This is a genomic window from Clostridium sardiniense, from assembly GCF_019753795.1.
GTDB classification, from domain to species: Bacteria; Bacillota; Clostridia; order Clostridiales; family Clostridiaceae; genus Clostridium; species Clostridium sardiniense.
The window spans coordinates 100,753-124,433 of sequence record NZ_JAIKTU010000006.1; the positions used below are offsets into that span (position 1 = coordinate 100,753).

Annotated in this window: 24 protein-coding genes; 22 read left to right on the top strand and 2 right to left on the bottom strand. The window is 29.9% G+C overall.

The genetic code is table 11. The annotated features are described in order from the left end of the window. Nucleotides 1-19 precede the first annotated feature (19 nt). The gene (locus tag K5V21_RS08715) at nt 20-1,231 is read right to left on the bottom strand and encodes a nucleotidyltransferase (RefSeq protein WP_221860909.1); all 1,212 of its coding nucleotides are present in this window, start codon (nt 1,229-1,231) and stop codon (nt 20-22) included. A gap of 228 nt (nt 1,232-1,459) precedes the next feature. On the opposite strand from K5V21_RS08715, the gene pta reads away from it, so the two are divergent. From pta to K5V21_RS08810, 19 genes are all read left to right on the top strand, one after another. Continuing rightward, complete coding sequence (gene pta / locus K5V21_RS08720) at nt 1,460-2,461, top strand: phosphate acetyltransferase (protein ID WP_204595254.1); 1,002 nt, start codon at nt 1,460-1,462, stop codon at nt 2,459-2,461. Between the two features lie 55 nt (nt 2,462-2,516). Next, nucleotides 2,517-3,713, top strand: coding sequence for an acetate/propionate family kinase (locus K5V21_RS08725; protein ID WP_221860911.1), 1,197 nt, complete (start codon nt 2,517-2,519; stop codon nt 3,711-3,713). Nucleotides 3,714-3,888: 175 nt separating this feature from the next. Continuing rightward, nucleotides 3,889-4,395, top strand: a complete 507-nt coding sequence (locus K5V21_RS08730) for a YceD family protein (RefSeq protein WP_221860913.1) — start codon at nt 3,889-3,891, stop codon at nt 4,393-4,395. Nucleotides 4,396-4,397: 2 nt separating this feature from the next. After that, entirely contained in the window at nt 4,398-4,580 is a 183-nt protein-coding gene (rpmF, locus tag K5V21_RS08735) for a 50S ribosomal protein L32 (protein ID WP_204595256.1), read from the top strand. A 57-nt stretch (nt 4,581-4,637) separates the two neighbouring features. Next, nucleotides 4,638-5,636, top strand: a complete 999-nt coding sequence (gene plsX, locus K5V21_RS08740) for a phosphate acyltransferase PlsX (protein ID WP_221860915.1) — start codon at nt 4,638-4,640, stop codon at nt 5,634-5,636. A 77-nt stretch (nt 5,637-5,713) separates the two neighbouring features. Next, nucleotides 5,714-5,944: an acyl carrier protein gene (gene acpP, locus K5V21_RS08745; RefSeq protein WP_204595258.1), complete on the top strand. Its 231-nt coding sequence runs from the start codon at nt 5,714-5,716 to the stop codon at nt 5,942-5,944. Nucleotides 5,945-6,052: 108 nt separating this feature from the next. Beyond that, complete coding sequence (gene rnc / locus K5V21_RS08750; RefSeq protein ID WP_221860917.1) at nt 6,053-6,751, top strand: ribonuclease III; 699 nt, start codon at nt 6,053-6,055, stop codon at nt 6,749-6,751. After that, complete coding sequence (locus K5V21_RS08755) at nt 6,744-7,766, top strand: elongator complex protein 3 (RefSeq protein ID WP_221860918.1); 1,023 nt, start codon at nt 6,744-6,746, stop codon at nt 7,764-7,766. The genes rnc and K5V21_RS08755 overlap by 8 nt, the downstream gene beginning before the upstream one ends. A gap of 185 nt (nt 7,767-7,951) precedes the next feature. After that, nucleotides 7,952-11,509, top strand: coding sequence for a chromosome segregation protein SMC (smc, locus tag K5V21_RS08760; RefSeq protein WP_221860920.1), 3,558 nt, complete (start codon nt 7,952-7,954; stop codon nt 11,507-11,509). A 22-nt stretch (nt 11,510-11,531) separates the two neighbouring features. Beyond that, nucleotides 11,532-12,446 carry a signal recognition particle-docking protein FtsY gene (gene ftsY / locus K5V21_RS08765; RefSeq protein WP_221860922.1) on the top strand — a complete coding sequence of 305 codons (915 nt, stop codon included), beginning with the start codon at nt 11,532-11,534 and terminating at the stop codon, nt 12,444-12,446. Nucleotides 12,447-12,530: 84 nt separating this feature from the next. Beyond that, nucleotides 12,531-12,860 (top strand): putative DNA-binding protein, encoded by a 330-nt coding sequence (locus tag K5V21_RS08770; protein WP_204595328.1) that lies wholly within the window; start codon nt 12,531-12,533, stop codon nt 12,858-12,860. Nucleotides 12,861-12,876: 16 nt separating this feature from the next. After that, nucleotides 12,877-14,232 (top strand): signal recognition particle protein, encoded by a 1,356-nt coding sequence (gene ffh, locus K5V21_RS08775; RefSeq protein ID WP_221860924.1) that lies wholly within the window; start codon nt 12,877-12,879, stop codon nt 14,230-14,232. Between the two features lie 34 nt (nt 14,233-14,266). Continuing rightward, complete coding sequence (gene rpsP, locus K5V21_RS08780; RefSeq protein ID WP_204595264.1) at nt 14,267-14,512, top strand: 30S ribosomal protein S16; 246 nt, start codon at nt 14,267-14,269, stop codon at nt 14,510-14,512. A gap of 51 nt (nt 14,513-14,563) precedes the next feature. Then, nucleotides 14,564-14,791: a KH domain-containing protein gene (locus tag K5V21_RS08785; protein ID WP_204595329.1), complete on the top strand. Its 228-nt coding sequence runs from the start codon at nt 14,564-14,566 to the stop codon at nt 14,789-14,791. 86 nt (nt 14,792-14,877) lie between these two features. Further along, nucleotides 14,878-15,375, top strand: coding sequence for a ribosome maturation factor RimM (rimM, locus tag K5V21_RS08790; RefSeq protein ID WP_221860926.1), 498 nt, complete (start codon nt 14,878-14,880; stop codon nt 15,373-15,375). Then, entirely contained in the window at nt 15,365-16,081 is a 717-nt protein-coding gene (trmD, locus tag K5V21_RS08795) for a tRNA (guanosine(37)-N1)-methyltransferase TrmD (RefSeq protein WP_221860928.1), read from the top strand. Before rimM ends, trmD begins: the two co-directional genes overlap by 11 nt. Nucleotides 16,082-16,200: 119 nt before the next feature. Beyond that, on the top strand, nt 16,201-16,548 hold the full coding sequence (gene rplS, locus K5V21_RS08800) for a 50S ribosomal protein L19 (RefSeq protein WP_204595267.1): 348 nt from the start codon (nt 16,201-16,203) through the stop codon (nt 16,546-16,548). A gap of 81 nt (nt 16,549-16,629) precedes the next feature. Continuing rightward, nucleotides 16,630-17,472, top strand: a complete 843-nt coding sequence (gene ylqF / locus K5V21_RS08805; protein ID WP_204595268.1) for a ribosome biogenesis GTPase YlqF — start codon at nt 16,630-16,632, stop codon at nt 17,470-17,472. Nucleotides 17,473-17,495: 23 nt separating this feature from the next. Beyond that, a complete protein-coding gene (locus tag K5V21_RS08810; RefSeq protein WP_221860930.1) occupies nt 17,496-18,302 on the top strand; it encodes a ribonuclease HII in 807 nt (268 codons plus the stop codon). Between the two features lie 39 nt (nt 18,303-18,341). Here K5V21_RS08810 and K5V21_RS08815 read toward each other — a convergent pair whose 3' ends face one another. After that, nucleotides 18,342-18,707 (bottom strand): YraN family protein, encoded by a 366-nt coding sequence (locus K5V21_RS08815; RefSeq protein WP_221860932.1) that lies wholly within the window; start codon nt 18,705-18,707, stop codon nt 18,342-18,344. 113 nt (nt 18,708-18,820) lie between these two features. On the opposite strand from K5V21_RS08815, the gene K5V21_RS08820 reads away from it, so the two are divergent. Genes K5V21_RS08820 through topA form a run of 3 tightly spaced genes read left to right on the top strand, consistent with a single transcriptional unit; the run spans nt 18,821 to nt 23,561 of the window. Next, complete coding sequence (locus K5V21_RS08820) at nt 18,821-20,350, top strand: YifB family Mg chelatase-like AAA ATPase (protein ID WP_221860934.1); 1,530 nt, start codon at nt 18,821-18,823, stop codon at nt 20,348-20,350. 14 nt (nt 20,351-20,364) lie between these two features. Further along, entirely contained in the window at nt 20,365-21,423 is a 1,059-nt protein-coding gene (dprA, locus tag K5V21_RS08825) for a DNA-processing protein DprA (RefSeq protein WP_221860936.1), read from the top strand. A gap of 44 nt (nt 21,424-21,467) precedes the next feature. Further along, nucleotides 21,468-23,561 carry a type I DNA topoisomerase gene (gene topA, locus K5V21_RS08830; protein ID WP_221860938.1) on the top strand — a complete coding sequence of 698 codons (2,094 nt, stop codon included), beginning with the start codon at nt 21,468-21,470 and terminating at the stop codon, nt 23,559-23,561. The last annotated feature ends 120 nt before the right edge of the window (nt 23,562-23,681 follow it).

Sequence of the window (23,681 nt, forward strand, 5' to 3'; positions counted from 1 at the left end):
TTATATGCACAAAATTAAGTTAAATTCTTCTATAAATATAAGGAGTTTTAAAATAATCCTCCATAGGTGAAATTGAGTTATTTAATAATGAGTATGCTTTTGTACCTTGAAGGTCAAGTTGAAGCATATTATTAGAAATATGTCTAGGAATTTTGGTTAGTATATTTATTTCACTATTTTCTTTAATTGATTTTAGTATTTTTGCTCCCTTTTCATTAAAAGCTAAAGGTCTTATATACGTTATATCGGAAGTTTGAATTGCTTCTATAGGGAAGTTTTCAAAGCCTATAAAAACTTTAGAAAGTATTCTAGATATTTTAGTATAAGTATATCTTTTACTTTTTGATTTTAATATAAGTTCTTTTAATGAGTTGCAATTGATTATTTCTTTTAAAATTTTATTATCAAGGCCTTCAGATACATCGGATATAGATTTAATACTTTCTGCATTTGTTAAAAGTTTATATTTTAAAAATGGAAATAAAGATTCTTCAAAAACAAAATTATAATTTTTTTCATTAAGTTCAGTTATTACTTTTAAGCTTTCGGTTGGAATAGAGTTTTTAATAATATTTACATCAAAATTATCTTTTAAAGTCTCTCTAATTGAAGTTGCAGAAGAAAATGTCTTACTTAGGGAAATATCATTATAATTACTACCTTCTCTTTTTAATGTAAAAGGCTTAATATTACTATCTAATTTAAGTAATGCTTTTATATACTCGATAGCTAGAATATTGTTAGAACTTGATAATATTTCGCTAATATTTGAAAACAATAATAAAGAATTTAAAGCATTAAGTCTAGCTGTATGGAAGGGCAATCCTTTATCTAATTCTATCTTTAGTCTGTCTTTATAATTTTTTGGCTCATCTTTTAATATTTGTGCAATACTAATTAAATCTTCTATTTTGCCACTTTCACTTCCAAAATATATATTATCAATGCAATTTAGAGAATTTAATAGCTTAACACCTCCGTAAGCAAAATTTTCAGCTGAAGATAATGAATATACTAATGGAAGTTCTAGTACAAGATCAACACCGTTTAAAACAGCCATTTTTGCTCTATTATATTTATCTATAATTGCAGGGTTACCTCTTTGCATGAAATTTCCACTCATTACAGAAACTATTCCATCGGCATTTGTATCCTCAATTGCTTTCTCTAAGTGATATTTATGACCTAAATGGAATGGATTATACTCTGTGATAATTCCTGTTAAATTCATATGAATAATCCTCCTAAAAATAAAGAATATTCATAAGTATAGCATAAAAAAAGTGAAATGGCACGTTTAAAGGTGGAGAGGTTATTATTCAGAAAATTTGCAGTATTTCAAATCTATTGAATTCAAGCGTTAGGAAAAAAAATAGAGCTTAGAGGTTGAAAATAGCCATCATTTAGGAGTATAGTAGTATATGGAGATATACACGGATCTTTGAAAGGAGAAATGAACATGGAACTTATGAACAAGATATGGGAGGCTGCTAAAGCTGACAAAAAGAAGATAGTTCTTCCTGAAGGAAATGAGGCTAGAACAGTAGTTGCTGCTCAAAAAATAGCTGAAGAAGGAATAGCTACACCAATGCTAGTTGGTAATAAAGAAGAAATATTAAAGGCTGGTAAGGAGCAAGGTGTTGAACTTAAAGGAGTAGAGATAATAGATCCAGAAGTTTCACCTAAGCTTAACGAATACATAGAAGCTTTTTATGAATTAAGAAAAAATAAAGGTATGACAATGGAAAAGGCTGAAAGAATAGTTAGAGATCCTCTTTATTTTGCTACAATGATGGTAAAATTAGATGATGCTGATGGAATGGTTTCAGGAGCTGTTCATACTACAGGAGATCTTTTAAGACCAGGTCTTCAAATAATAAAAACTGCACCAGGAGTTTCAGTAGTATCAAGTTTCTTTATAATGCTTGTACCTGGATCAAAATATGGAGAAGAAGGTATGCTTTTATTCTCAGACTGCGCAGTTAACCCGAATCCAAACTCAGAACAATTAGCTGCAATTGCAATAGCTACAGCTGAAACTGCAAAGAACCTTTGCAAAATGGATCCAAAAGTAGCAATGCTTTCATTCTCAACAATGGGAAGTGCAGATCATGAAGTTGTCGATAAAGTTAGAATTGCAACTGAAAGAGCAAAAGAATTAAGACCTGATTTACAAATAGATGGAGAAATGCAATTAGATGCTGCTATAGTACAAAAAGTAGCTGACCAAAAGGCTCCAAACAGTAATGTTGCAGGTAATGCTAATGTATTAATATTCCCAGATTTACAAGCTGGTAATATAGGATATAAATTAGTTCAAAGATTTGCAAATGCAGAAGCTATAGGACCAGTATGTCAAGGATTTGCAAAACCAATAAACGACTTATCAAGAGGTTGTAGTTCAGAAGATATAGTTAATGTTGTTGCTTTAACAGCAGTTCAAGCGCAAGCTTCAAAATAATATTGAATTAATATTAACAAAAAGTTTACAGTGAGTTTAGAAGGGAGTTTTCAAGATGAAAATTTTAGTAATAAATTGTGGAAGTTCTTCATTGAAATACCAATTAATAAACATGGCTAACGAAGGAGTTTTAGCGCAAGGTTTAGTAGAAAGAATAGGAATAGATGGATCAATTCTTACTCAAAAAGTTGAGGGAAGAGATAAATATATAATAGAGCAACCAATGCAAGATCATAAAGATGCTATAAAATTAGTTTTAGGTGCATTAGTTGATGAAAAAAATGGCGTTATTAAGTCAATGGATGAAATCGCAGCTGTAGGACATAGAGTTGTTCATGGTGGAGAAAAATACTCAAAATCAGTATTAGTTGATGATGAAGTAATGAAGTATTTAGAAGAGTGTGTGAAACTTGCACCACTTCATAATCCACCAAATATAATAGGTATTGAAGCTTGTAAAGCGTTAATGCCAAATACACCAATGTCAGTTGTATTTGATACAGCTTTCCATCAAACAATGCCAGCTAAAGCATTTACTTATGCTATTCCATATGAATTATACGAAAAACATGGAATAAGAAGATACGGGTTCCACGGAACTTCTCATAAGTATGTTTCAAGAAAAGTTGCAGAAGTTATGAATAAGAACATAGAGGACTTAAAGATAATAACTTGTCATTTAGGTAATGGTGGTTCATTAACAGCTGTAGATGGCGGTAAATCAATAGATACTTCAATGGGATTCACACCACTTGAAGGAATAGTTATGGGTACAAGATCAGGAAATATAGACCCTGCAATCTTAACATACTTAATGAGTGAATTAAATTACACTGCTGATGAAGTTAATACAATGCTTAATAAAAAGTCAGGATTACTTGGAATATCAGAATTAAGCTCAGATTTTAGAGATATTCGTGATGCTGCTTTTGATAGAAAAGAAGAGAGAGCAATACTTACTAAAGATGTATTCTTCTATAGTATAAAGAAGCAAATAGGAGCATATGCTGCTGCTATGGGTGGAGTTGATGTTATAGTATTTACAGCAGGTATAGGAGAAAATTCTAAGGAAACTAGAGAAGGCGTTTTAGAAGGTTTAGAATTTCTTGGAGTTGAAATAGATAAAGAAAAGAATGCTATTAGAGCAGATATAAATGAAATATCAAAAGATGATTCTAAAGTTAAGGCTTATGTTATTGCAACAAATGAAGAATTAATGATAGCAAAAGAGACTTTAGACCTAATAAAATAGTAAATATTAATAAATTTTCTTGACTTTTCATTCACCCCTTTATATAATAAATTGTGTTTGTTCAGTAAATATTTTAAGCTAAGGGGTGAAAAAAGCGCTTTCGCTCGAGCTATGTTGATATAAATTGACATAATGTACCTTATGGTACGAGGAATTTTTCCAGAGCATGAAGATTATGAAATTACAATTTTCTAGCCTTTACTCAAAAAGAGAAAGAGAAAAAAGTATTAACTACGAATTTAAGATGGACAATTTTCACTTTGAAGGTGAATTAATTGAACCAGTATTAAATGTTTCTGTTGAAGGAGTAGTATCTTCAAAAGAAAGAGAGCTTGTAGTTAGCCTACATGTTAGAACAAAGCTTAAGATTGCTTGTTCAAGATGTTTAGATACCTTTATCTATCCAATAGATTTTGAAATAGAAGAAAGGTTTACAAATGTTGACGAATCAGTTAATGATGATGTAACATTTGTAAAGAGTGATGAATTAGATCTCACAGATTTTATTGAAAGAGAAATAATTTCAACCTTACCGATTAAAAGACTTTGTAGTGAAAAATGCAAAGGCCTTTGCCACAACTGTGGTAAAAATCTTAACATCGAAAGTTGCACTTGTAATAGTGATGATATTGATGTAAGATTAGCAGGTCTTAAGGCACTGCTTGATAATAAGGAGGTGTAAGCATGGGAAATCCAGCAAGAAAAACTTATAGAGCAAAGAGAGATTCAAGAAGAGCTCAAACTTTTAAAGCGAGCTTACCAGGAATAGTTGAATGTCCACAATGCCACGAAATGAAGCTTGCTCATAGAGTATGCAAGAACTGTGGATATTATAAGAGTAAAGAAGTAATATCTTCAGCAGAATAAAAGAAAGTCTTATGACTTTCTTTTCTTTATATACAAAGAAAAAAGGGGTGAAATTAGATGAAGATAGCAATAGATGGAATGGGTGGAGATAATGCACCTATGGCTGTTGTAGAAGGCGTTGTAGAGGCTTTAAAAGAGCATAATGACATGGAAATCTATATAACAGGACCAAAAGATAAAATAGAAGCAGAATTTAATAAGCATACTTATCCAAAGGATAAGGTAACTATAGTAGATGCTAGTGAAGTTATAAGCACTAATGAACATCCAGTTATGGCACTTAGAAGAAAAAAGGATTCAAGTATAGTAAAGGCTTTAAATTTAGTTAAATCTGGAGAATGTGAAGGTATTATATCAGCAGGAAGTACTGGAGCATTTTTAGCTGGTTGTACTCTTATTGTTGGAAGAATAAAAGGAGTAGAGCGACCATCTCTTGCACCTATTATGCCAGGTAGAAGAGGAAGCTTCATGATAATAGATGCTGGAGCTAATGTCGATTGTAAACCAGGTTATCTTGTTCAATTTGCTAAAATGGGAAAGATATATTATGAAAGTGTCTTTAAGAAAAATAATCCATCAGTTGGATTAATAAATATTGGAGCTGAAGAAGAAAAGGGAAATGAACTTACAAAAGCCACATATAAACTTCTTAAAGAAGAAGATATGAATTTTGTTGGAAACGTTGAACCTAGAGATATACCTACAGGAGATGTAGATGTATTAGTATGTGATGGTTTTGTAGGTAATACTGCACTTAAACTTTATGAAGGTGCTGCTATGAATTTACTTGGAATTATTAAAGATCATATTATGGAAGCTTCAGCATTATCAAAATTAGGCGCAGCCTTACTTAAACCTGTCTTTAAAAAGCTTATGATTAAGTTTGACTATAAAGAAGTTGGTGGAGCACCATTTTTAGGAGTAGATGGAATATGTATTAAAGCGCATGGAAGCTCAGATGGGAAGGCTTTTAAAAATGCTATAAGACAAACAAAAATATTCCATGAAGGAAAAGTAATAGATAAAATAAAAGTAGAATTAGGACAAAATAATTAAAATTTATTTTGGTAGAATATTGACTGTATATTTAATATATAATATTATCTAAGGGAAGGATTTCAGGAGGTGATAATATGTTTGAAAAAATTCAAGAAATTATAGCAGAAAAATTAAGCGTAGATGCTGATGAAATTACATTAGATTCATCATTCGTTGATGACCTTAATGCAGATTCACTAGACATTGTAGAATTAATAATGGCACTAGAAGATGAATTAGATATGGAAATTCCAGATGAAGACGTTGAGGGATTCAAAACAGTTGGAGATGTTGTAGAATACGTAAAAAACCATGTTGAAGAATAATAAAATCCCGCCCAAATGCGGGGTTTTTATATTTTAAAAGAAATAGTTTATTCTTGAATTTGTTTAACTGGAGCAAACTGAAGAATAAACTTAGAGGAGTGTAGAAAAATGAATAAATTAAAGTTGAAAGAGTTTCAAAGTGCACTTGGTGTTAAGTTCACTAATCTAAGTTATTTAAAGAAGGCACTTACACATAGTTCCTTTGCAAATCAATATAAAGATACAGAATATAATGAAAGATTAGAATTTTTAGGAGATTCTGTATTACAATTATGTATAACAGAATATTTATTTAAAAATTATTTAGATAAGGCTGAAGGAGAACTTACAAAGATTAGAAGTCTTATAGTATGTGAGAATTCCTTATTTGAAATAGCTAAGAAGCTTGATCTAGGTAATTATATTAGAATGAGTAAGGGAGAAGAACTTACTGGAGGAAGAAATAGAACATCAATACAAGCGGATGCTGTAGAAGCGGTTCTAGCTGCTATATATTTAGATAAAGGACTGGAATTTACTAGAGAATTTATATTAAATCAATTTAGAGAGATAATAGATAAGGCCATAGAAAATAAAATTATATTAGATTTCAAAACCAAGCTTCAAGAACACCTTCAAAAGAATGGTGAGGTAAACATAATATATGATTTAGTAAAGTTTGAGGGACCACCTCACAGAAGAAAGTTTTTCACTAAAGTACTTATAAATAATGAGTGTATGGGAGAAGGTGAAGGATTCTCTAAAAAAGAAGCAGAACAGGCTTCAGCAAAACAAGCATTAGAAAAGATGGGGGTAATAAATGAGTAAAAACCACTATATTATACCAATATTTGTACCGCACGAAGGATGTCCTCATAACTGTGTATTTTGTAATCAAGACAGAATAACAGGGGTAAAGGATAGAGTTGATGGAGAAAAGGTTAAAAATATTATTGAAGAATATTATGAAACTATACAAAACAAGGAAGCGACTATAGAAGTTTCTTTCTTTGGAGGTACATTTACAGCAATAAGAGAAGAAAAGCAAAGAGAGTTGCTTGAAGTTGCTAAAAGGTATAAGGAACTTGGGATAGTAAGCAAAATTAGAATGTCTACAAGACCTGACTATATAAATGATTATATATTAAGCTATTTAAAAGATTATGATGTTGACATAATTGAACTTGGAATTCAGTCATTAGATGAAGAAGTATTAATAGCATCTGGAAGAGGACATAGCGTATTAGATGTAATTAATGCATCTAAGCTTATTAAGAAATATGGAATAACCTTAGGACATCAATTAATGCCTGGTCTTCCTAAGTCAAATCCAGAAAAAGATATAAAGAGTGCTATTGACTCAATAAAAATGGAGCCAGAGATAGTAAGGATATATCCTTCACTTGTTATTAAAGATACGCCTATGGAAGTTATGTATAAAAGAGGAGAATATTCTCCATATACATTAGATATGGCAGTTGAAGTTAGTAAAAAGATATACAGTATGTTTAATGAAAAAGGTATAAATGTTATTAGAATAGGACTTCAACCTACAGAAACAATAAATGAAGGTGGAGATATAATAGATGGTCCATTCCATCCTGCCTTTAGAGAACTTGTTGAAAGTAGCTTGATTTTAGATAAGATTAGAGATAAAGTAAGTAGTAAGTCTTTTGAAATCTTAATAAATAATAAGGATGTAAGTAAACTTTATGCCAATAAAAAATCTTATTTTAATAAGTTAAAAGAAGATGGATATAATGTAACTGTAAAAATAACTGATGAGGTTACACGAGGTATACTAATACTTAAAGATGATACAGAAAAGCAAATAAGTATTTAATAAAGCGAGAGGAAACTCTCGTTTTGTTAAATAATTTAAAGAGTTTAATATATACTAAATTCAGAGGTGATTTATATGAGAAAAAAAACAAGAGAGAAGATGCAAATTGCACTTGCGGTATTTTTAGTTTTAGTATTTTTAATATCATTAGTACCGATATTTATATAGCATAGGGAGTGGAATGGTTGTTTTTAAAATCTTTAGAAGTAAGAGGGTTTAAATCCTTCGCTGATAAAACAGAACTTAAATTTAGGAAAGGGGTTACAGCGGTTGTAGGACCTAACGGCAGTGGAAAGAGTAATATTTCAGATGCAGTAAGATGGGTTCTTGGAGAACAAAGTGTTAAGACACTTAGAGGTGGCAAGATGGAGGATGTAATCTTTGCCGGAACTCAGTACAGAAAACCAGTTGGACTTGCACAGGTTTCTCTTACTTTAGATAATTCAGATGAAGTCCTTTCAACTGATTATAATGAAGTAACTGTAACTAGAAGGATATTTAGATCAGGAGAAACTGAATATCTTATAAATAATAGTAAATGTAGACTTAAGGATATAACAAGTCTTTTTATGGATACAGGGATTGGTAAAGAGGGCTATTCACTTATTGGACAAGGTAAAATTGAAGCAATCTTAAGTGGGAGGCCAGAGGATAGAAGAGCACTTCTTGAAGAGGCTGCTGGGATTGTTAAATATAAGTGGAGAAAAAATGAGGCTGAGAAGAAGTTATCTAATACTGATGAAAATTTAATCAGAATAAGAGATATTATATCTACTTATGAAGAAAGATTAGAACCTTTAAGAGTAGAGAGAGAAAAAGCTTTAAAATTTAATGATTTATCTGAGGAGCTTAAAGAAAAGGAAGTTTCTTTAATTGTAAGTAATATAAAATTTGTTGAAAATGAACTAAAGGCTTTTAATGAAGAACTAGAAAAAAGAGAAAAAGATTTAAATTTTAAAAGAGATGAATTAAAGAATAAAAGAGAAACATTAAAAAGTATAGAAGAAAAGATTGAAGAACTTGAAAGTAAGACTACTGATAAGAAACTTGAGTACTTTACTAAAAAGGAAGATATAACAAAAGCTAATAGCGATATTGAATTATTTAATGAAAGAATAAACAATTTAAATAAAACTATTGAAAAAAATAAATTTGAAGAGTATGGACTTAATAATAAAGTTAAAGATATACATAAAGAAAAAGAAATCTTAGAAAAAGAGTTATCTACAAAAAAAGATGAACAAAAAGCTAGAGAAGAAGAGATTATTAAGCTTGAAGAAAAAAATAAAAATCTTAGTTTAAAGATAAAGGAATTTGAATTAGAGCTTAAGAAATTAAAAAATAGTGAGCTAGAATTACTTAGAGGAAATTCTTCTATAAAAAATAAGATAACAGAAATAAGTAGCGAAATAAAAAATAAAGAAGAACGAAAAAATAGGATAAAAAGTTCTCTTGAAAGTGTCAATAGCAATATAAATCTTAGCAAAGCTAGCATAAATGGATTAACTTTAAAAATAGAATCAGAAGAAAAAGAATTTGAAATATTAAGAGAAAAGATTTCTTCAAGTAAACAAATACTATCAAGACTTAATAATAATTTGTTTAAGAAAGAAAATGAATCTAAGGGAGCTAATATAGCTATAAGTAAGCTTGAGGCTAATAAGTCTATGCTTGAGGATCTTGAAAATCAATATGAAGGATATAATAGATCTCTTAAGAACTTAATGGACAGGGTATATAAAAAGCTTACTCCTCATACTGAAAATATAAATGTTTTAGGGGAAGTTTTTGATGTTCCCAAAGGATATGAACATGCTATAGAAACAGCTCTTGGAGGGTCAATTTCAAATGTTATCACAGAGACAGAAAAAGTTGCTAAGGATTTAATTGGATATTTGAAAGACAATAAACTCGGAAGAATTACTTTCCTGCCTCTTAACATAATAAATGGAAAGAGAATTAGTGTTGATAATAGAGTAAAAGATATAGATGGATATTTAGGTATAGCATCAGAGATAATTGAATTTGATAATAAGTACACTAAGGTTATTGACTATGTTCTTGGAAGAACTTTAATCTGTTCTAATATGGATAGTGCTTTTAAAATTGCAAAGATGACAGGCTATAAGAATAAAATTGTAACTTTAGAAGGTGAAGTTTTAAATGCAGGAGGGGCATTAACTGGAGGTAGTATAAAGGGCAAAACCTCAAATATATTAAGTAGAAAAAGAGAAATTGAAGAAATTGAAAATAGAATTGTTCTAGGAAAAGAAAAATTAAAAGAGATATCAAACGAAATAGAAAAAATAAATAGTGAAAGAAAAATTATAGATGAATCAATTTTAAATAACACAGATAAAATACATGGAATAAAAATAGAGATAGCTACAAATAAAACTGAGCTATCAAACTTAGAAAGTCAAATTAATAAATTAAAAGATACATTAATTTCATCTCAAAATGAAGAATCTAAGATTGATTTAGATATATGTTCTTTAAAAGAGCGTTTAAATGAATATGAGAGAAATCTTAAAGAATTAGCAAGTGAAAATTCTTTAAATAAAGAAAGAGAAATCGAACTTGAAGATATTTTAAATAGAGAAAAAGCGCACATTGAAAAATGCAATAATGAATTAACAGAGGCTAGAATAAATAGAGCTTCTATAAATGAAGCACTTCAAGGTAAGATTAATGATATCTCAAGAAAAGATATTGAATTAAAAGAAAGTAATTTAAAACTTATAGAAATTCAAAAGGAAAATGAAGATTCTTTAAAGGGTATAGAAAAATCTAAAGAAGATATTGAATCTAGTTTAAATGTAATAAAAGAGAATACTAAGAGATTAGAAGAATTAGAAGATATATTTAAAGAAGATGAAATTAAAAAAGGTTCTCTTAAAGAAGATTTTAAAAAGATTGATAGTTTAATTACTGAGATGAGAGAGATAATAAATAAAGAAGAAGGCGAGTTTAATAGAAGAGAGATTCTTAAAGCTAAAAGTGAAATGGAAATAGAAAATCACTTTAAAAAGCTTAATGAAGAGATGGATTTAACTTATGCAGAGGCTCTTGAAATTGCAAAGCCTATTGAAAATATAATTGCCTTTAAGGACAATATAAATTCAATTAAAAGAAGGATATCAGCTTTAGGAACTGTAAATCTTGCAGCTATTTCAGAATATGAAGAAGTCAGTGAAAAGTATGAGTTTATGTCTACGCAAGAGCAGGATTTAGAGAAGGCTAAAGAAGAGCTTATTTCAGTTATAGAAGAAATGACTTTAAAGATGAAAGTAATATTCAAAGATAATTTTAAAATTTTAAATAAAAACTTTGATGAAACATTTAAAGAATTATTTAAAGGTGGAACTGCAGAGCTTATATTAGGGGAAGGCGATGAACTTACAGCTAATATAGAGATAAATGTAATGCCGCCAGGAAAGAAGCTTCAAAACATTAATTTAATGTCTGGTGGAGAAAAAGTATTGTCTGCAATAGCCTTACTTTTTGGTATACTTAAAATGAAACCAACTCCTTTCTGTATATTAGATGAAATTGAAGCTGCACTTGATGATGCAAATGTATATAGATATGCAGAGTTCTTAAAGAAGTTTTCAGAAAAAGATATTCAATTTATAGTAATTACTCATAGAAAAGGAACTATGGAAGTAAGTGATGTCATGTATGGTGTTACAATGGAAGAAAAGGGAGTTTCTAAAGTAGTATCAGTTGATTTAACTAAATAGGTGTAGAAGTGGAGGACTTAAAATGTTTGGAAAATTATTTGATAAGTTAAAAACAGGTTTAACAAAGACTAGGGATGGGTTACAAGATAAAATTAATGAGGCATTAAATTTAGCTGTAACTATTGATGATGATTTATACGAGGAATTAGAAGAGATATTAATAATTTCAGATATAGGTATGGATACAACTGTTGAAATTATAGATAGGTTAAAAGTTAAAATTAGAAAAGAAAAAATAAATGATCCTCAGATGGTAAAACCAGCCCTTAAGGAAGTTATAACTGAAATGCTTCTTGAAGGTGATAATGAAGAGGAATCTAATGGATTAGAAAAAGAAGTTTTACTTGTAATTGGGGTAAATGGAGTTGGTAAAACAACATCTATTGGAAAGCTTGCAGCTAAAAATAAACAAGATGGTAAAAAGGTATTACTTGCAGCAGCAGATACATTTAGAGCGGCTGCAATTGATCAGCTTGAAGTATGGAGTGATAGAGCAGAGGTTGATATAGTAAAGCAAAGTGAAGGATCAGATCCAGCTGCAGTTGTTTTTGATGCAGTTCAAGCAGCTAAAGCTAGAAATGTAGATCTTTTAATTTGTGATACAGCTGGAAGACTTCATAACAAAAAGAATTTAATGAATGAACTTTCAAAGATAAATAGAATTATAGATAGAGAATATGGGGAAGCTAAGAAGCAAACACTTCTTGTTTTAGATGGTACAACAGGACAAAATGCGGTAATTCAAGCTAAACAGTTCATGGAGGCTTGCCCTATAGATGGAATAATATTAACAAAATTAGACGGTACTGCAAAAGGTGGAGTTGTTATATCTATAAAGCAATCTCTTAACATACCAGTTAAGTATATTGGTGTTGGAGAAGGTATTGATGATCTTCAAAAATTTGATGCAGAAAGTTTTGCTGAAGCATTATTTTAAAAAAAATTAAGGTGTTAAGTAAAAATACTTGACACCTTAAAATATATCTGTTATTATCTCTTTTGTGGGTAAGGTGATTATATGATGGAAGATAGGGTTGAGATTTCATTATTGATGGATTTTTACAAACCATTACTAACTGAAAAGCAAAAAAATATTATGGAATTATATTTTGAGGATGACTTATCCTTAGCTGAAATTGCTGAATTAAACAACACAAGTCGTCAAGCGATCCATGATTTGCTTAAAAGATGTTATAAGCAACTTTTAACCTATGAAGAAAAGTTAGGCTTACTTCAAAAGAGTATAAATCGAGAAGAAAAAATTATAAAACTTCTAAAAAACTTTAAAGAAAAGTATTCTATTTATAATAAAGAATATGATATGCTAAAGAAAGAACTAGAAGATTTATAACATTAGGAGGTTTAATATGGCTTTTGAGGGATTATCAGAAAAGCTTCAAAATACCTTTAAAAAATTAAAGGGAAAAGGAAAGCTTAATGAAAAAGATATTAAAGAAGCTATGAGGGAAGTAAAACTTGCTTTACTAGAAGCAGATGTTAACTATAAAGTAGTAAAAAAGTTTGTTAAGAGTGTTAGTGAAAAATGCGTTGGTAGCAATGTATTAGAAAGCTTGACACCAGGGCAACAAGTTATTAAAATAGTTAACGATGAACTTACTGAACTTATGGGAGGAAGCGAAAGTAAAATAAATTATTCAAGTAGTGGTACTACAGTAATAATGCTTGTAGGACTTCAAGGAGCTGGTAAAACTACAATGTGTGGTAAGCTAGCATTAAACCTTAGACAGAATAATAAAAAACCGCTTCTTGTAGCATGTGATATTTATAGACCTGCGGCTATAAAACAATTAGAAGTTGTAGGAAAGCAAATAGACATACCTGTATTCTCTATGGGAGATAAAGAAAAAGCAGTTAATATTGCTAAAGAGGGTATAAAATATGCAAAAGACAATGGAAATAACGTAGTTATTATAGATACAGCCGGAAGATTACATATCGATGAAGGCTTAATGCAAGAATTAAAAGATGTAAAGGAAGCTGTAAATCCTTCAGAGATTTTACTTGTAGTAGATTCAATGACAGGTCAAGATGCAGTAAATGTTGCAGAAAGTTTTAATGATGAACTTGATGTATCAGGAGTTATCTTAACTAAGCTTGATGGTGATACTAGAGGTGGTGCTGCACTTTCAATCAGATCAATTACTGAAAAACCAATAAAATTTGTTGGTATCGGTGAAAAAATGAATGATTTTGAAGTATTCCATCCAGATAGAATGGCTTCAAGAATACTTGGAATGGGAGATGTGTTATCTCTAATTGAGAAAGCTCAATCTGCAATTGATGAAGATGAAGCAGCAGATTTTACAAAGAAAATGATGAACCAAGGTCTTAACTTTGAAGATTATTTAACAGCAATGGAACAAATGAAAAAGCTTGGACCATTGAATAAGTTAATGGAGATGATTCCGGGAGTTAATGCAAAAGAATTACAAGGTGTTGATTTTGATCAAGGTCAAAAACAAATGGAGAAGGTTAGAGCTATAATTCTTTCAATGACTTTAAAAGAAAGAAGAAATCCATCACTTGTAATTAGTAATTCTTCAAGAAAAAAAAGAATTGCAAAGGGATCAGGTTCAACAATACAAGAAGTTAATAAACTTATTAAAGGATTTGAAATGATGAAAAAGCAAATGAAGCAAATGAAATCACTTCAAAAGGGAGGCAAAAAAGGTCTTCTAGGTAAATTGCCTTTTATGAGTTAATATATAATTATACTTTAAAGGAGGTGAAATTAACATGGCAGTAAAGATTAGATTAAGAAGAATGGGAGCTAAGAAAGCACCTTTCTACAGAGTAGTTGTTGCTGATTCAAGAAGCCCAAGAGATGGTAGATTCATCGAAGAAATCGGATTCTACAATCCAGTTTCAGAACCAGCTGAAATAAAAATCAACGAAGAAAAAGCTAACAAATGGCTACAAAATGGTGCACAACCAACAGAAGTAGTTAAAAAGCTTTTCGTAAAGGCAGGCCTAAACAAGTAATTTTAGGAGGTGAATACTGCACCTAGTACATACACTATATGCAGGACACTTATGAAAGAATTAGTTGAAATAATAGCTAAGTCTCTTGTGGATAAGCCCGATGAAGTTAAAGTAAATGAAATTGCAGGTGAGCAATCAATTATACTAGAACTTAGGGTTGCGCCAGAAGATATGGGCAAAGTTATTGGAAAACAGGGAAGAATAGCAAAAGCTATTAGAACCGTAGTAAAGGCTGCAGCAATAAAAGAAGAAAAAAGAGTAGTAGTTGAAATTATCTAAAGAGTTAGGCCTGTCCTAACTCTTTTTATATAATATAAGGATAAATATTTAATTCTTTGATAATTATAAAAAAGAGGTGAAAGCTAATGGGAGAATTTTTTAGAGTAGGTAAAATAGTAAATACCCATGGATTAAAAGGTGAAGTTAAAGTTATGGCAACAACTTCTGATGTTAATAACTTTAAAAGATATGGAACTGTTTTTATAAACGGAGTTGAAAGAGCTATTGAAGGTGTTAAATTCCAAAAAGATAGAGTAATCTTAAAGATAGAAGGAATAAATTCAATTGATGAAGCTGAAACATATAAAACTAAAATAATAGAAGTTCCTAGAGAAAGAGAACCAGAGCTTCCAGATGATACTTTTTATGTTACAGATCTTATAGGTATACATGTATTTGATACTGAAGGTAAGGATCTTGGAGCTATATATGATGTTATAGAAACGAAAAATAATGATGTATATTGGATTAGAGAACCTAAAGAATTACTAATCCCTGTACTTAAGACAATTGTTTTAGATATAGATTTAGATAATGAGAAGATTGTTATAAGACCAGTAGGAGAATGGCAAGATGAAGATTAGTGTTTTAACGCTTTTCCCTGATATGTTTTCTATATTTAATCATAGTATTATAGGTAAAGCGCAAGAAAAAGGACTGGTAAATATAGAGTGCTTTAATATTAGGGATTATACAAAACATAAAAATAAAAAGGTTGATGATTATCCTTATGGGGGTGGTGCAGGAATGGTGATGGCACCTCAACCTATTGTAGATACTATAAGAGAATGTAAGAAAAATAATTCTGGAAAAGTTATATTTTTAGGGCCTAGGGGAAAACAATTTAATCATGAACTTTCAAAGGAACTTGCAAAAGAAGACAACTTAATATTCATATGTGGACATTATGAGGGTATTGATGAAAGAGTATATCAGCATATAGATATGGAAATATCACTTGGAGATTTTATATTAACAGGTGGTGAAATGGCTGCTATTCCTGTAATTGATTCTATTCTTAGATTAAAACCAGGAGTACTTGGAAAAGAAGAAAGTTTTATGGATGAATCATTCTCTAATGGACTTTTAGAATATCCCCAATATACAAGACCTGAGGAATTTGAAGGAGTTAAGGTTCCGGAAGTATTACTCTCAGGACATCATGAAAATATAAGAAAATGGAGAAGAAAAGAGTCATTAATAGCAACAAGAGAAAGAAGAAAAGATTTATTTGATAAAATAGAACTTACAAAAGAAGACAAAAATATATTAAAAGAGCATAATAAATAAAATGTTGCAATAAATGATATTTTATGCTAGAATATGCTTTGTGCTAGTACGGGCGTTCCTCTTTTGGATTATAGCTCCGGAAAGAACGTCACAATTTACTTATTAGGAGGGAATGCACAATGAACGAAATTTTAAGAGCAATAGAACAAGAACAAATCAGAAACGATTTACCAAGCTTCAACGTTGGGGACAACATAAAAGTTCACCAATTAATCAAAGAAGGTAACAGAGAAAGAGTTCAAGTATTTGAAGGAACTGTTATCAAGAAACAAAATGGTGGTTTAAGAGAAACTTTCACTGTAAGAAGATTAGCTTATGGAACAGGTGTTGAAAAGACTTTCCCAATGAACGCTCCAATGATCCAAAAGATCGAAGTTACAAGAAGAGGTAAAGTAAGAAGAGCTAAGTTATTCTACTTAAGAGACAGAGTAGGTAAGGCTGCTAAGGTTAAAGAATTATTAAGATAGTTAACCATAAAGAAGAGGCTTAGAATTAAGTCTCTTTTTTTCTATAGATAAAAACAATTAAATATGTAAGGAGGAATTTTTATGGCAATTAACTGGTTTCCGGGGCATATGAAGAAGACTCAAAGGGAAATTAAAGAGAATTTAAAACTTGTAGATGCTGTTATAGAAATTAGAGATGCTAGAATTCCAGCAAGTTCTGCAAATCCAGATATAGATAAATTAGTAGGAGATAAGCCAAGATTAATACTTTTAAATAAAAGTGATTTAACAGAAGCTAAAGTTACTAAGGAATGGATAAAACATCTAACTAAAGATAATGTTATGGCTATGGAAGTAAACTGTTTAAAAGGAAGTGGACTTCAAAAAATAAAGCCTGCACTTAATGAGCTATTAAAAGAAAAGCATGAAAGACTTAAAGGTAAGGGATTAAAGGTGATCATGACAAGAGTTATGGTTGTAGGAATACCTAATGTAGGAAAGTCTACATTTATAAATAAGATGGCTAAAAATAATATAGCGCAAACAGGGGATAGACCAGGAGTAACTAAGAGTAAGAGATGGATAAAAACAGCGATGGATATAGAAATGCTTGATACTCCAGGAGTTTTATGGCCTAAGTTTAAAGATGATGAAACAGCATTAAATCTTGCATTTACAGGGGCGATAAGAGATGAAATAATGGATATAGAAGATTTAGCCTATAGATTAATTGAAAGGCTTCAAGAGTTCTATCCTGACAACTTAATAGAAAGATATAAGATAGATACTGTATATGATAATCCACTTGAAACTATGGATGCTATAGCTATAAAAAGAGGAGCTATAATGAAAGGTAGAGAAATAGATTATAATAGAATATCAGTTATTATATTAGATGAATTTAGAGGTGGGAAGATAGGAAACATCTCATTGGAAAGACCTTAATTTTATCAAATTGGAGTGATTTTATGAAACTTCTAAATAGTGATTTAAGCACTATGAGTTATAAAAATATAAAAGAAGAGTTTGATAGTCTTAATCTTGATTTTAAGAGTGATTATGCTGTAGCTTTAAGTGAAACACTATTGAATGATAAAAGAAAGAATGTTAATAGTCTGGGAAGCAAGATATTAAAAGAGAAGCAGAAGCTTAAAGATGAAGAAATTAGAGTAAAGAAGATGTATGACTTTGATAGAGGATTTGCAAAAGGGAGGCTTCTAGCTGGAGTTGATGAAGTTGGCAGAGGACCTCTTGCAGGGCCTATAGTATCAGCAGCTGTAATACTTGATTTAGATTCAATAGATGATGAGATGATTTTTTATTTAAATGACTCAAAAAAATTATCAGAAAAAAAGAGATCAGAACTTTCTTTAATAATAAAGGAAAAAGCAATAGCCTACTGTATTAGTGAATGCTCTAATGATGAAATAGATGAAAAAGGCGTAGGAGTATGCAATAATGAAGTTTTTCTTAAAGCAATACATGGTTTAGAGAAAAGAGCTGATATTATTTTATCTGATGGATATACTGTTAAAGGTATAGATAGAGAAAATAAATCGGTCATAAAAGGTGATACAAAAAGCGCATCAATTGCTGCTGCTTCAATTATAGCTAAAGTATATAGAGATAACTTGATGAAGGAACTTGGAAAAGTTTACCCAGAGTACGGGTTTGAACATAATGTAGGGTATGGAGCTTCAAAGCATGTTGAAGCAATAAAAGAGTATGGTGCAACGCCTATTCATAGAATGAGTTTTTTAAGAAATATATTATAAAAAGTAGTAATAGCTAAAAAGCTATTACTACTTTTTATTTTATCTAAATGCATCTTTAGTGTGTATTATATTATTAGTATTATTTCGATGATTTAAATACACTTCTATGACATCAAATCTTACAAAATAATCATTAAATTTATTATTAAGTAGAAAATATTTTGTTAATTTTTTTATATTCTGAATTTTACTGAAGCTAATTGATTCAATACCTCTTCCAAACGTAATATCATATCTACTTTTTACTTCTATGAAGCATAAGACATCATTTTTTAAACATATTATATCTATTTCTCCAAATCTATTAGAGTAGTTTCTTTCTAGGATTATATAGTCTTTACTACATAAATAATTTGAAGCAAGGTCTTCTCCATAATAACCAATATATTTATTATATTTTTTCATTTAAAACACCTCTCTAATTATGATTATTGACAATTAAAAGAATTTTTAGCGCTATAAGAATCTTTGATTAAAAATATTTTTTAGTGTTAATACTCCTTTATGAGGTGAGGTAGATGGCAATAAATATAAAAAGTGCAACTAATATTGGAATAAATAGCTTTATAGTAAATGTTGAAGTTGATATATCAAAGGGACTTCCGGGGTTTAATATAGTTGGACTCGCAGATACATCAGTTAGAGAAGCAAAAGAGAGAGTTAGAACTGCTATTGTTAATTCAGGATTTGAATTTCCTTTAGGAAGAATAGTGATAAATTTAGCACCGGCAGATATTAAGAAAATAGGAACGTTACTGGATTTACCTATTGCAATAGGGATACTTATAGAATCAAATCAAATTCAGAAAAAGGATTTAGATAAATATTTAATTATAGGTGAACTATCATTAAATGGAGAACTTAAAAGAACTAGAGGAATAACACCGATTATAATTAAAGGAATTGAAGAAGATATCGAAAACTTTATTATACCAAGAGAAAATATAGATGAAGCTATTGAGGTATCAAAAGGAAATGTATATGCGATGACTTCTTTAAAGGAATCTGTAGATTATGTAAATTGTGAGGATATGTTGCCGTTAGATTTTGGTGAGTATAAAGAAGAAAAAAATGTCGAATGGGAAAATAATTTTAATTCTATAATTGGACAATATTCATCAAAGAGAGCGATGGAAATTGCAGCTGCTGGTAGACATAACATTTTATTATATGGAAATCCAGGTTCAGGTAAGACTATGCTTGCAAAAGCATTTAATTCAATACTTCCGCCCCTTACTGAAGAAGAAAAAATTGAAATTGCAAAGATATATTCAATATGTGGGATTATTGACACATATAAAAATATAAGAATACCATTTAGAGAGCCACATCATACAATTTCAAAAGTTGCATTAGTTGGTGGAGGGCGAGATATTAAACCAGGAGAAATTACTTTAGCTCATAATGGAGTTCTTTATTTGGATGAAATTTTAGAATTCAAGAAGGAAGTTCTAGAGGTGCTAAGGATTCCTTTGGAAGAAGGAGTAATTAGAGTGGATAGAATAAATGAAAGAGTTGAAATGCCAAGTAAATTTCAGCTTATAGCTTCTTTTAATCCATGTCCATGTGGTAAAAAATCTATAATTCCTGGAGAATATGATAAATGCGAATGTAGTGAAAGTGAAATACGAAGATATCAAAAGAGATTATCAAAGCCGTTAAAAGATAGAATTGATATATTTAATTATGTTCCTTCATTGAAATTTGAGGAGTTAAAAAAGAAAAATTTAGAGGATGAAACTAAAAATATTAAGGAAAGAGTTTTGAAGGCTAGAGAAATACAGAAAGAGAGATTAAAGGATACTTCTTATAAGTTTAATTCAGATATAAGAGGGAAAGATATATTTAATTTATGCAAGATATCTAGAGAAGGAAAAGAAATTTTAGAAAATTATTTTAAAATTAACAATCCTTCTTTAAGAGGATATGGGAAAGTTATAAAGGTGGCTCAAACTATAGCAGATTTGGAGCTTCAGGAAGTAATAAAAAGAGAACATATTATAGAAGCAATTAATTATAGAAAAGATGTAAATGGAGAAATTATATAATAAGAGGTGGACAAATGGAAAAATATATATTATGGTTAATGATGTTAGAATGTACAAATATGCAAAAAATAAAATTAATCAGTATTTTCTCTAATGAGAAGAATATATTTGATAATTTTGATGAAATAATAAAAACATATTTAAAAAGTTATAAAAATTTTGTAAATTATGATAAAGAAAAAGAATTAGAAAAAGTTACTCTTATCGAGAAAAGGTTAAGAAGTGAAAACATAAGTTTTATAACTATAAAAAGTAATAAGTATCCAGAAAATTTGAAAAACATCCAAGAACCGCCTTATGTATTATTTTATATAGGAAATATAGATTTATTAAGTAAGAGAAAGGTTGGGATTGTAGGATCTAGAAAGAATAGCGTTTATGGAGAAAGAGCTACTAGAGTTATAACTAAAGAACTAGTTAAGAATGATATATGTATCGTAAGTGGTGGTGCTTTGGGGATTGATGCTATAGCACATGATGAATGTCTAAAAAATCAAGGTGATACAATTGCAATATTAGGATCTGGGCTAGATATTTATTATCCATATAAGAATAAAGCTCTATTTAATAAAATTAGAGAAAAAGGTCTCATTATTTCAGAGTTTTTACCAGGCACTAAGCCTTATGCATATAATTTTCCAAGAAGGAACAGAATAATTAGTGGATTATCAGAAGCTATAGTAGTTACAGAAGCAACGAGGAAGAGTGGGTCATTAATAACTGTTACATGCGCACTAGAGCAAGGTAAAGATGTTTTAGTTGTACCACAATCAATTTTTTCAAGTGGTGGATATGGTGCAAACCTTTTAATAAGAGATGGTGCGTATATTTATACATCAATTGAAGATATTTATTTGCTTTTACATATAGATAAGAGTAAGGTAAAAGAAGAGAATAATGATATGGTTCATAGTAATATTTTGAAAATTATAGAGGGTGAACCAATGCATATTGATGATATATTTACAAAGTCACAGGTTGACAGAAATACTTTATATGGTTTATTATTTGAACTGCAAATTAAAAATGAAATATTAAGTCTACCTGGCAATTATTATGTCAGAGTAACATAAGTTTAAGGGGGTGAATAACTCCAGTAGTATTAGTGGAGTTAGTTATGGGCCAAAAATTAGTAATAGTAGAATCACCAGCAAAGGCAAAAACAATAGGAAAATATTTAGGAAAAAATTATATTGTTGAAGCGTCAATGGGGCATATAAGAGATTTACCTAAAAGTAAATTAGGTGTTGATATAGATAATGATTTTGAACCAAAGTATATAACAATAAGAGGTAAGGGAGATCTTCTTAAGACATTAAGAAAAGCTGCAAAGAAGGCGGATAAAGTTTATCTTGCAACTGACCCCGATCGTGAAGGAGAAGCAATATCATGGCATTTAGCAAATCTTCTAAATATAGAAGAAGGAGAAGAATGTAGGATTGTATTTAATGAAATAACGAAAACTGCAGTTAAAAATTCTATAAAAAATGCTAGACAGATAAATCAAAATTTAGTTGATGCACAGCAGGCTAGAAGAATTTTAGATAGATTAGTTGGTTATGAAATAAGTCCAATTCTTTGGAAAAATGTAAAATGGGGGTTAAGTGCAGGTAGAGTACAATCAGCAGCGCTTAAACTTATATGTGAAAGAGAAGAAGAAATAAAAAAATTCATTCCAGAAGAATATTGGACGGTTGACTGTGAATTAAAAAAAGGAAGAAAAAAATTCCCTATAAAGCTATCAACATATAAAAATAAAAAGATAGAATTAAAAACAGAAGATGAAACAAATAAGGTTATAAATTTAATAGACAAAGATAATTTCGTTATTAAGTCAATAAAAAAAGGAAGTAAACTAAAAAATCCTATGGCTCCTTTTACAACTAGTACACTTCAACAAGAGGCAAGTAAGAAACTTAACTTTATGACAAAGAAAACAATGTCAGTAGCTCAAGGGCTATATGAAGGTGTGGAAGTTAAAGGACATGGAACTGTAGGTCTTATCACTTACATGAGAACTGATTCTATGAGAATATCACAAGAAGCGCAAGAAAGTGCAAAAAACTTTATATTAAACAACTATGGAGAAAGTTATCTACCAAAAGAAAGTAGAGTATATAAAGGAAAGAAAAATATTCAAGATGCTCATGAAGCTATAAGACCAACAAATATAGAAATAACACCAGAAGTTGCAAAAGCAAACTTAACAAATGACCAGTATAAACTTTATACACTTATATGGAAGAGATTTGTATCTTCTCAAATGGCATCATGCATTTTAAATACTAATTCAATTGATATATTAAATGGAGATTATAAATTTAAGGCTAGTGGATCTACAATTCAATTTGATGGATTCATGAAGATATATGAATATGCAATTAGTGATGAGGACGATAATTCATTACCAGAGCTTGAAGAAGGAGAAATATTAAATTCAGCTTCCCTTGAAGGAAAGCAACATTTTACTCAACCTCCTGCAAGGTATACAGAAGCATCATTTGTTAAACTGTTAGAAGAAAAGGGTATAGGAAGACCAAGTACTTATGTTCCTACAATTTCTACATTATTAAGTAGAGATTATGTGAATAGAGAAAAGAAAAATCTAATACCAACAGAACTTGGATTTATAGTAAATAATATAATTTGTGAATACTTCAAACAAATAGCAGATGTAGATTTTACAGCTAGTATGGAAAGGAACTTAGACCATATTGAAGAAGGTGAAATACAATGGAAGTCTGTTGTAGGTGAATTCTTCGATCCACTAAAACATTCACTAGAAAAAGCAGAAAAGGAAATGGCTAAAGTTGTAATAGAAGATGAAGTAAGTGATGTTCCTTGTGATAAATGTGGTAGAATGATGGTCATAAAAAAAGGACGATATGGAAAGTTCTTAGCATGTCCTGGTTACCCTGAATGTAAAAATGCTAAGCCTATAGTTGAAGAAATAAAAGCACCTTGTCCAAAGTGTGGGAGAAAAGTATTAGCAAAGAGAAGTAAAAAAGGTAAGAGATTCTATGGATGTTCAGGTTATCCAGAATGTGATTTTGTAAGTTGGAATGAACCTGTTGAAAAGAAATGTCCAGAATGTAATTCATATATGGTTAAGAAATATTCGAAAAAATCTGGAGATTATATTCAATGTTCAAATAGCGAATGTAAGTATAAAGAAGAAATAAAGAGTGAGAAGCAAGAAGATAAAGAATAAAGTAGGTAATTATGATATAATGATGCATTAAAGAATCCTTTTGTCGAAAAAAATAATAATATTGTTGAAATAGAGTACCTAGTATGATAAACTGAACTAGTATTACGAATTTGTTAAAAA

Coding starts and splice junctions, on each gene's coding strand:
- K5V21_RS08715 (WP_221860909.1), bottom strand. CDS start 1,231: ATGAATTTAACAGGAATTATCACAGAGTATAATCCATTCCATTTAGGT.
- pta (WP_204595254.1), top strand. CDS start 1,460: ATGGAACTTATGAACAAGATATGGGAGGCTGCTAAAGCTGACAAAAAG.
- K5V21_RS08725 (WP_221860911.1), top strand. CDS start 2,517: ATGAAAATTTTAGTAATAAATTGTGGAAGTTCTTCATTGAAATACCAA.
- K5V21_RS08730 (WP_221860913.1), top strand. CDS start 3,889: ATGAAATTACAATTTTCTAGCCTTTACTCAAAAAGAGAAAGAGAAAAA.
- rpmF (WP_204595256.1), top strand. CDS start 4,398: ATGGGAAATCCAGCAAGAAAAACTTATAGAGCAAAGAGAGATTCAAGA.
- plsX (WP_221860915.1), top strand. CDS start 4,638: ATGAAGATAGCAATAGATGGAATGGGTGGAGATAATGCACCTATGGCT.
- acpP (WP_204595258.1), top strand. CDS start 5,714: ATGTTTGAAAAAATTCAAGAAATTATAGCAGAAAAATTAAGCGTAGAT.
- rnc (WP_221860917.1), top strand. CDS start 6,053: ATGAATAAATTAAAGTTGAAAGAGTTTCAAAGTGCACTTGGTGTTAAG.
- K5V21_RS08755 (WP_221860918.1), top strand. CDS start 6,744: ATGAGTAAAAACCACTATATTATACCAATATTTGTACCGCACGAAGGA.
- ftsY (WP_221860922.1), top strand. CDS start 11,532: ATGTTTGGAAAATTATTTGATAAGTTAAAAACAGGTTTAACAAAGACT.
- K5V21_RS08770 (WP_204595328.1), top strand. CDS start 12,531: ATGGAAGATAGGGTTGAGATTTCATTATTGATGGATTTTTACAAACCA.
- ffh (WP_221860924.1), top strand. CDS start 12,877: ATGGCTTTTGAGGGATTATCAGAAAAGCTTCAAAATACCTTTAAAAAA.
- rpsP (WP_204595264.1), top strand. CDS start 14,267: ATGGCAGTAAAGATTAGATTAAGAAGAATGGGAGCTAAGAAAGCACCT.
- K5V21_RS08785 (WP_204595329.1), top strand. CDS start 14,564: ATGAAAGAATTAGTTGAAATAATAGCTAAGTCTCTTGTGGATAAGCCC.
- rimM (WP_221860926.1), top strand. CDS start 14,878: ATGGGAGAATTTTTTAGAGTAGGTAAAATAGTAAATACCCATGGATTA.
- trmD (WP_221860928.1), top strand. CDS start 15,365: ATGAAGATTAGTGTTTTAACGCTTTTCCCTGATATGTTTTCTATATTT.
- rplS (WP_204595267.1), top strand. CDS start 16,201: ATGAACGAAATTTTAAGAGCAATAGAACAAGAACAAATCAGAAACGAT.
- ylqF (WP_204595268.1), top strand. CDS start 16,630: ATGGCAATTAACTGGTTTCCGGGGCATATGAAGAAGACTCAAAGGGAA.
- K5V21_RS08810 (WP_221860930.1), top strand. CDS start 17,496: ATGAAACTTCTAAATAGTGATTTAAGCACTATGAGTTATAAAAATATA.
- K5V21_RS08815 (WP_221860932.1), bottom strand. CDS start 18,707: ATGAAAAAATATAATAAATATATTGGTTATTATGGAGAAGACCTTGCT.
- K5V21_RS08820 (WP_221860934.1), top strand. CDS start 18,821: ATGGCAATAAATATAAAAAGTGCAACTAATATTGGAATAAATAGCTTT.
- dprA (WP_221860936.1), top strand. CDS start 20,365: ATGGAAAAATATATATTATGGTTAATGATGTTAGAATGTACAAATATG.
- topA (WP_221860938.1), top strand. CDS start 21,468: ATGGGCCAAAAATTAGTAATAGTAGAATCACCAGCAAAGGCAAAAACA.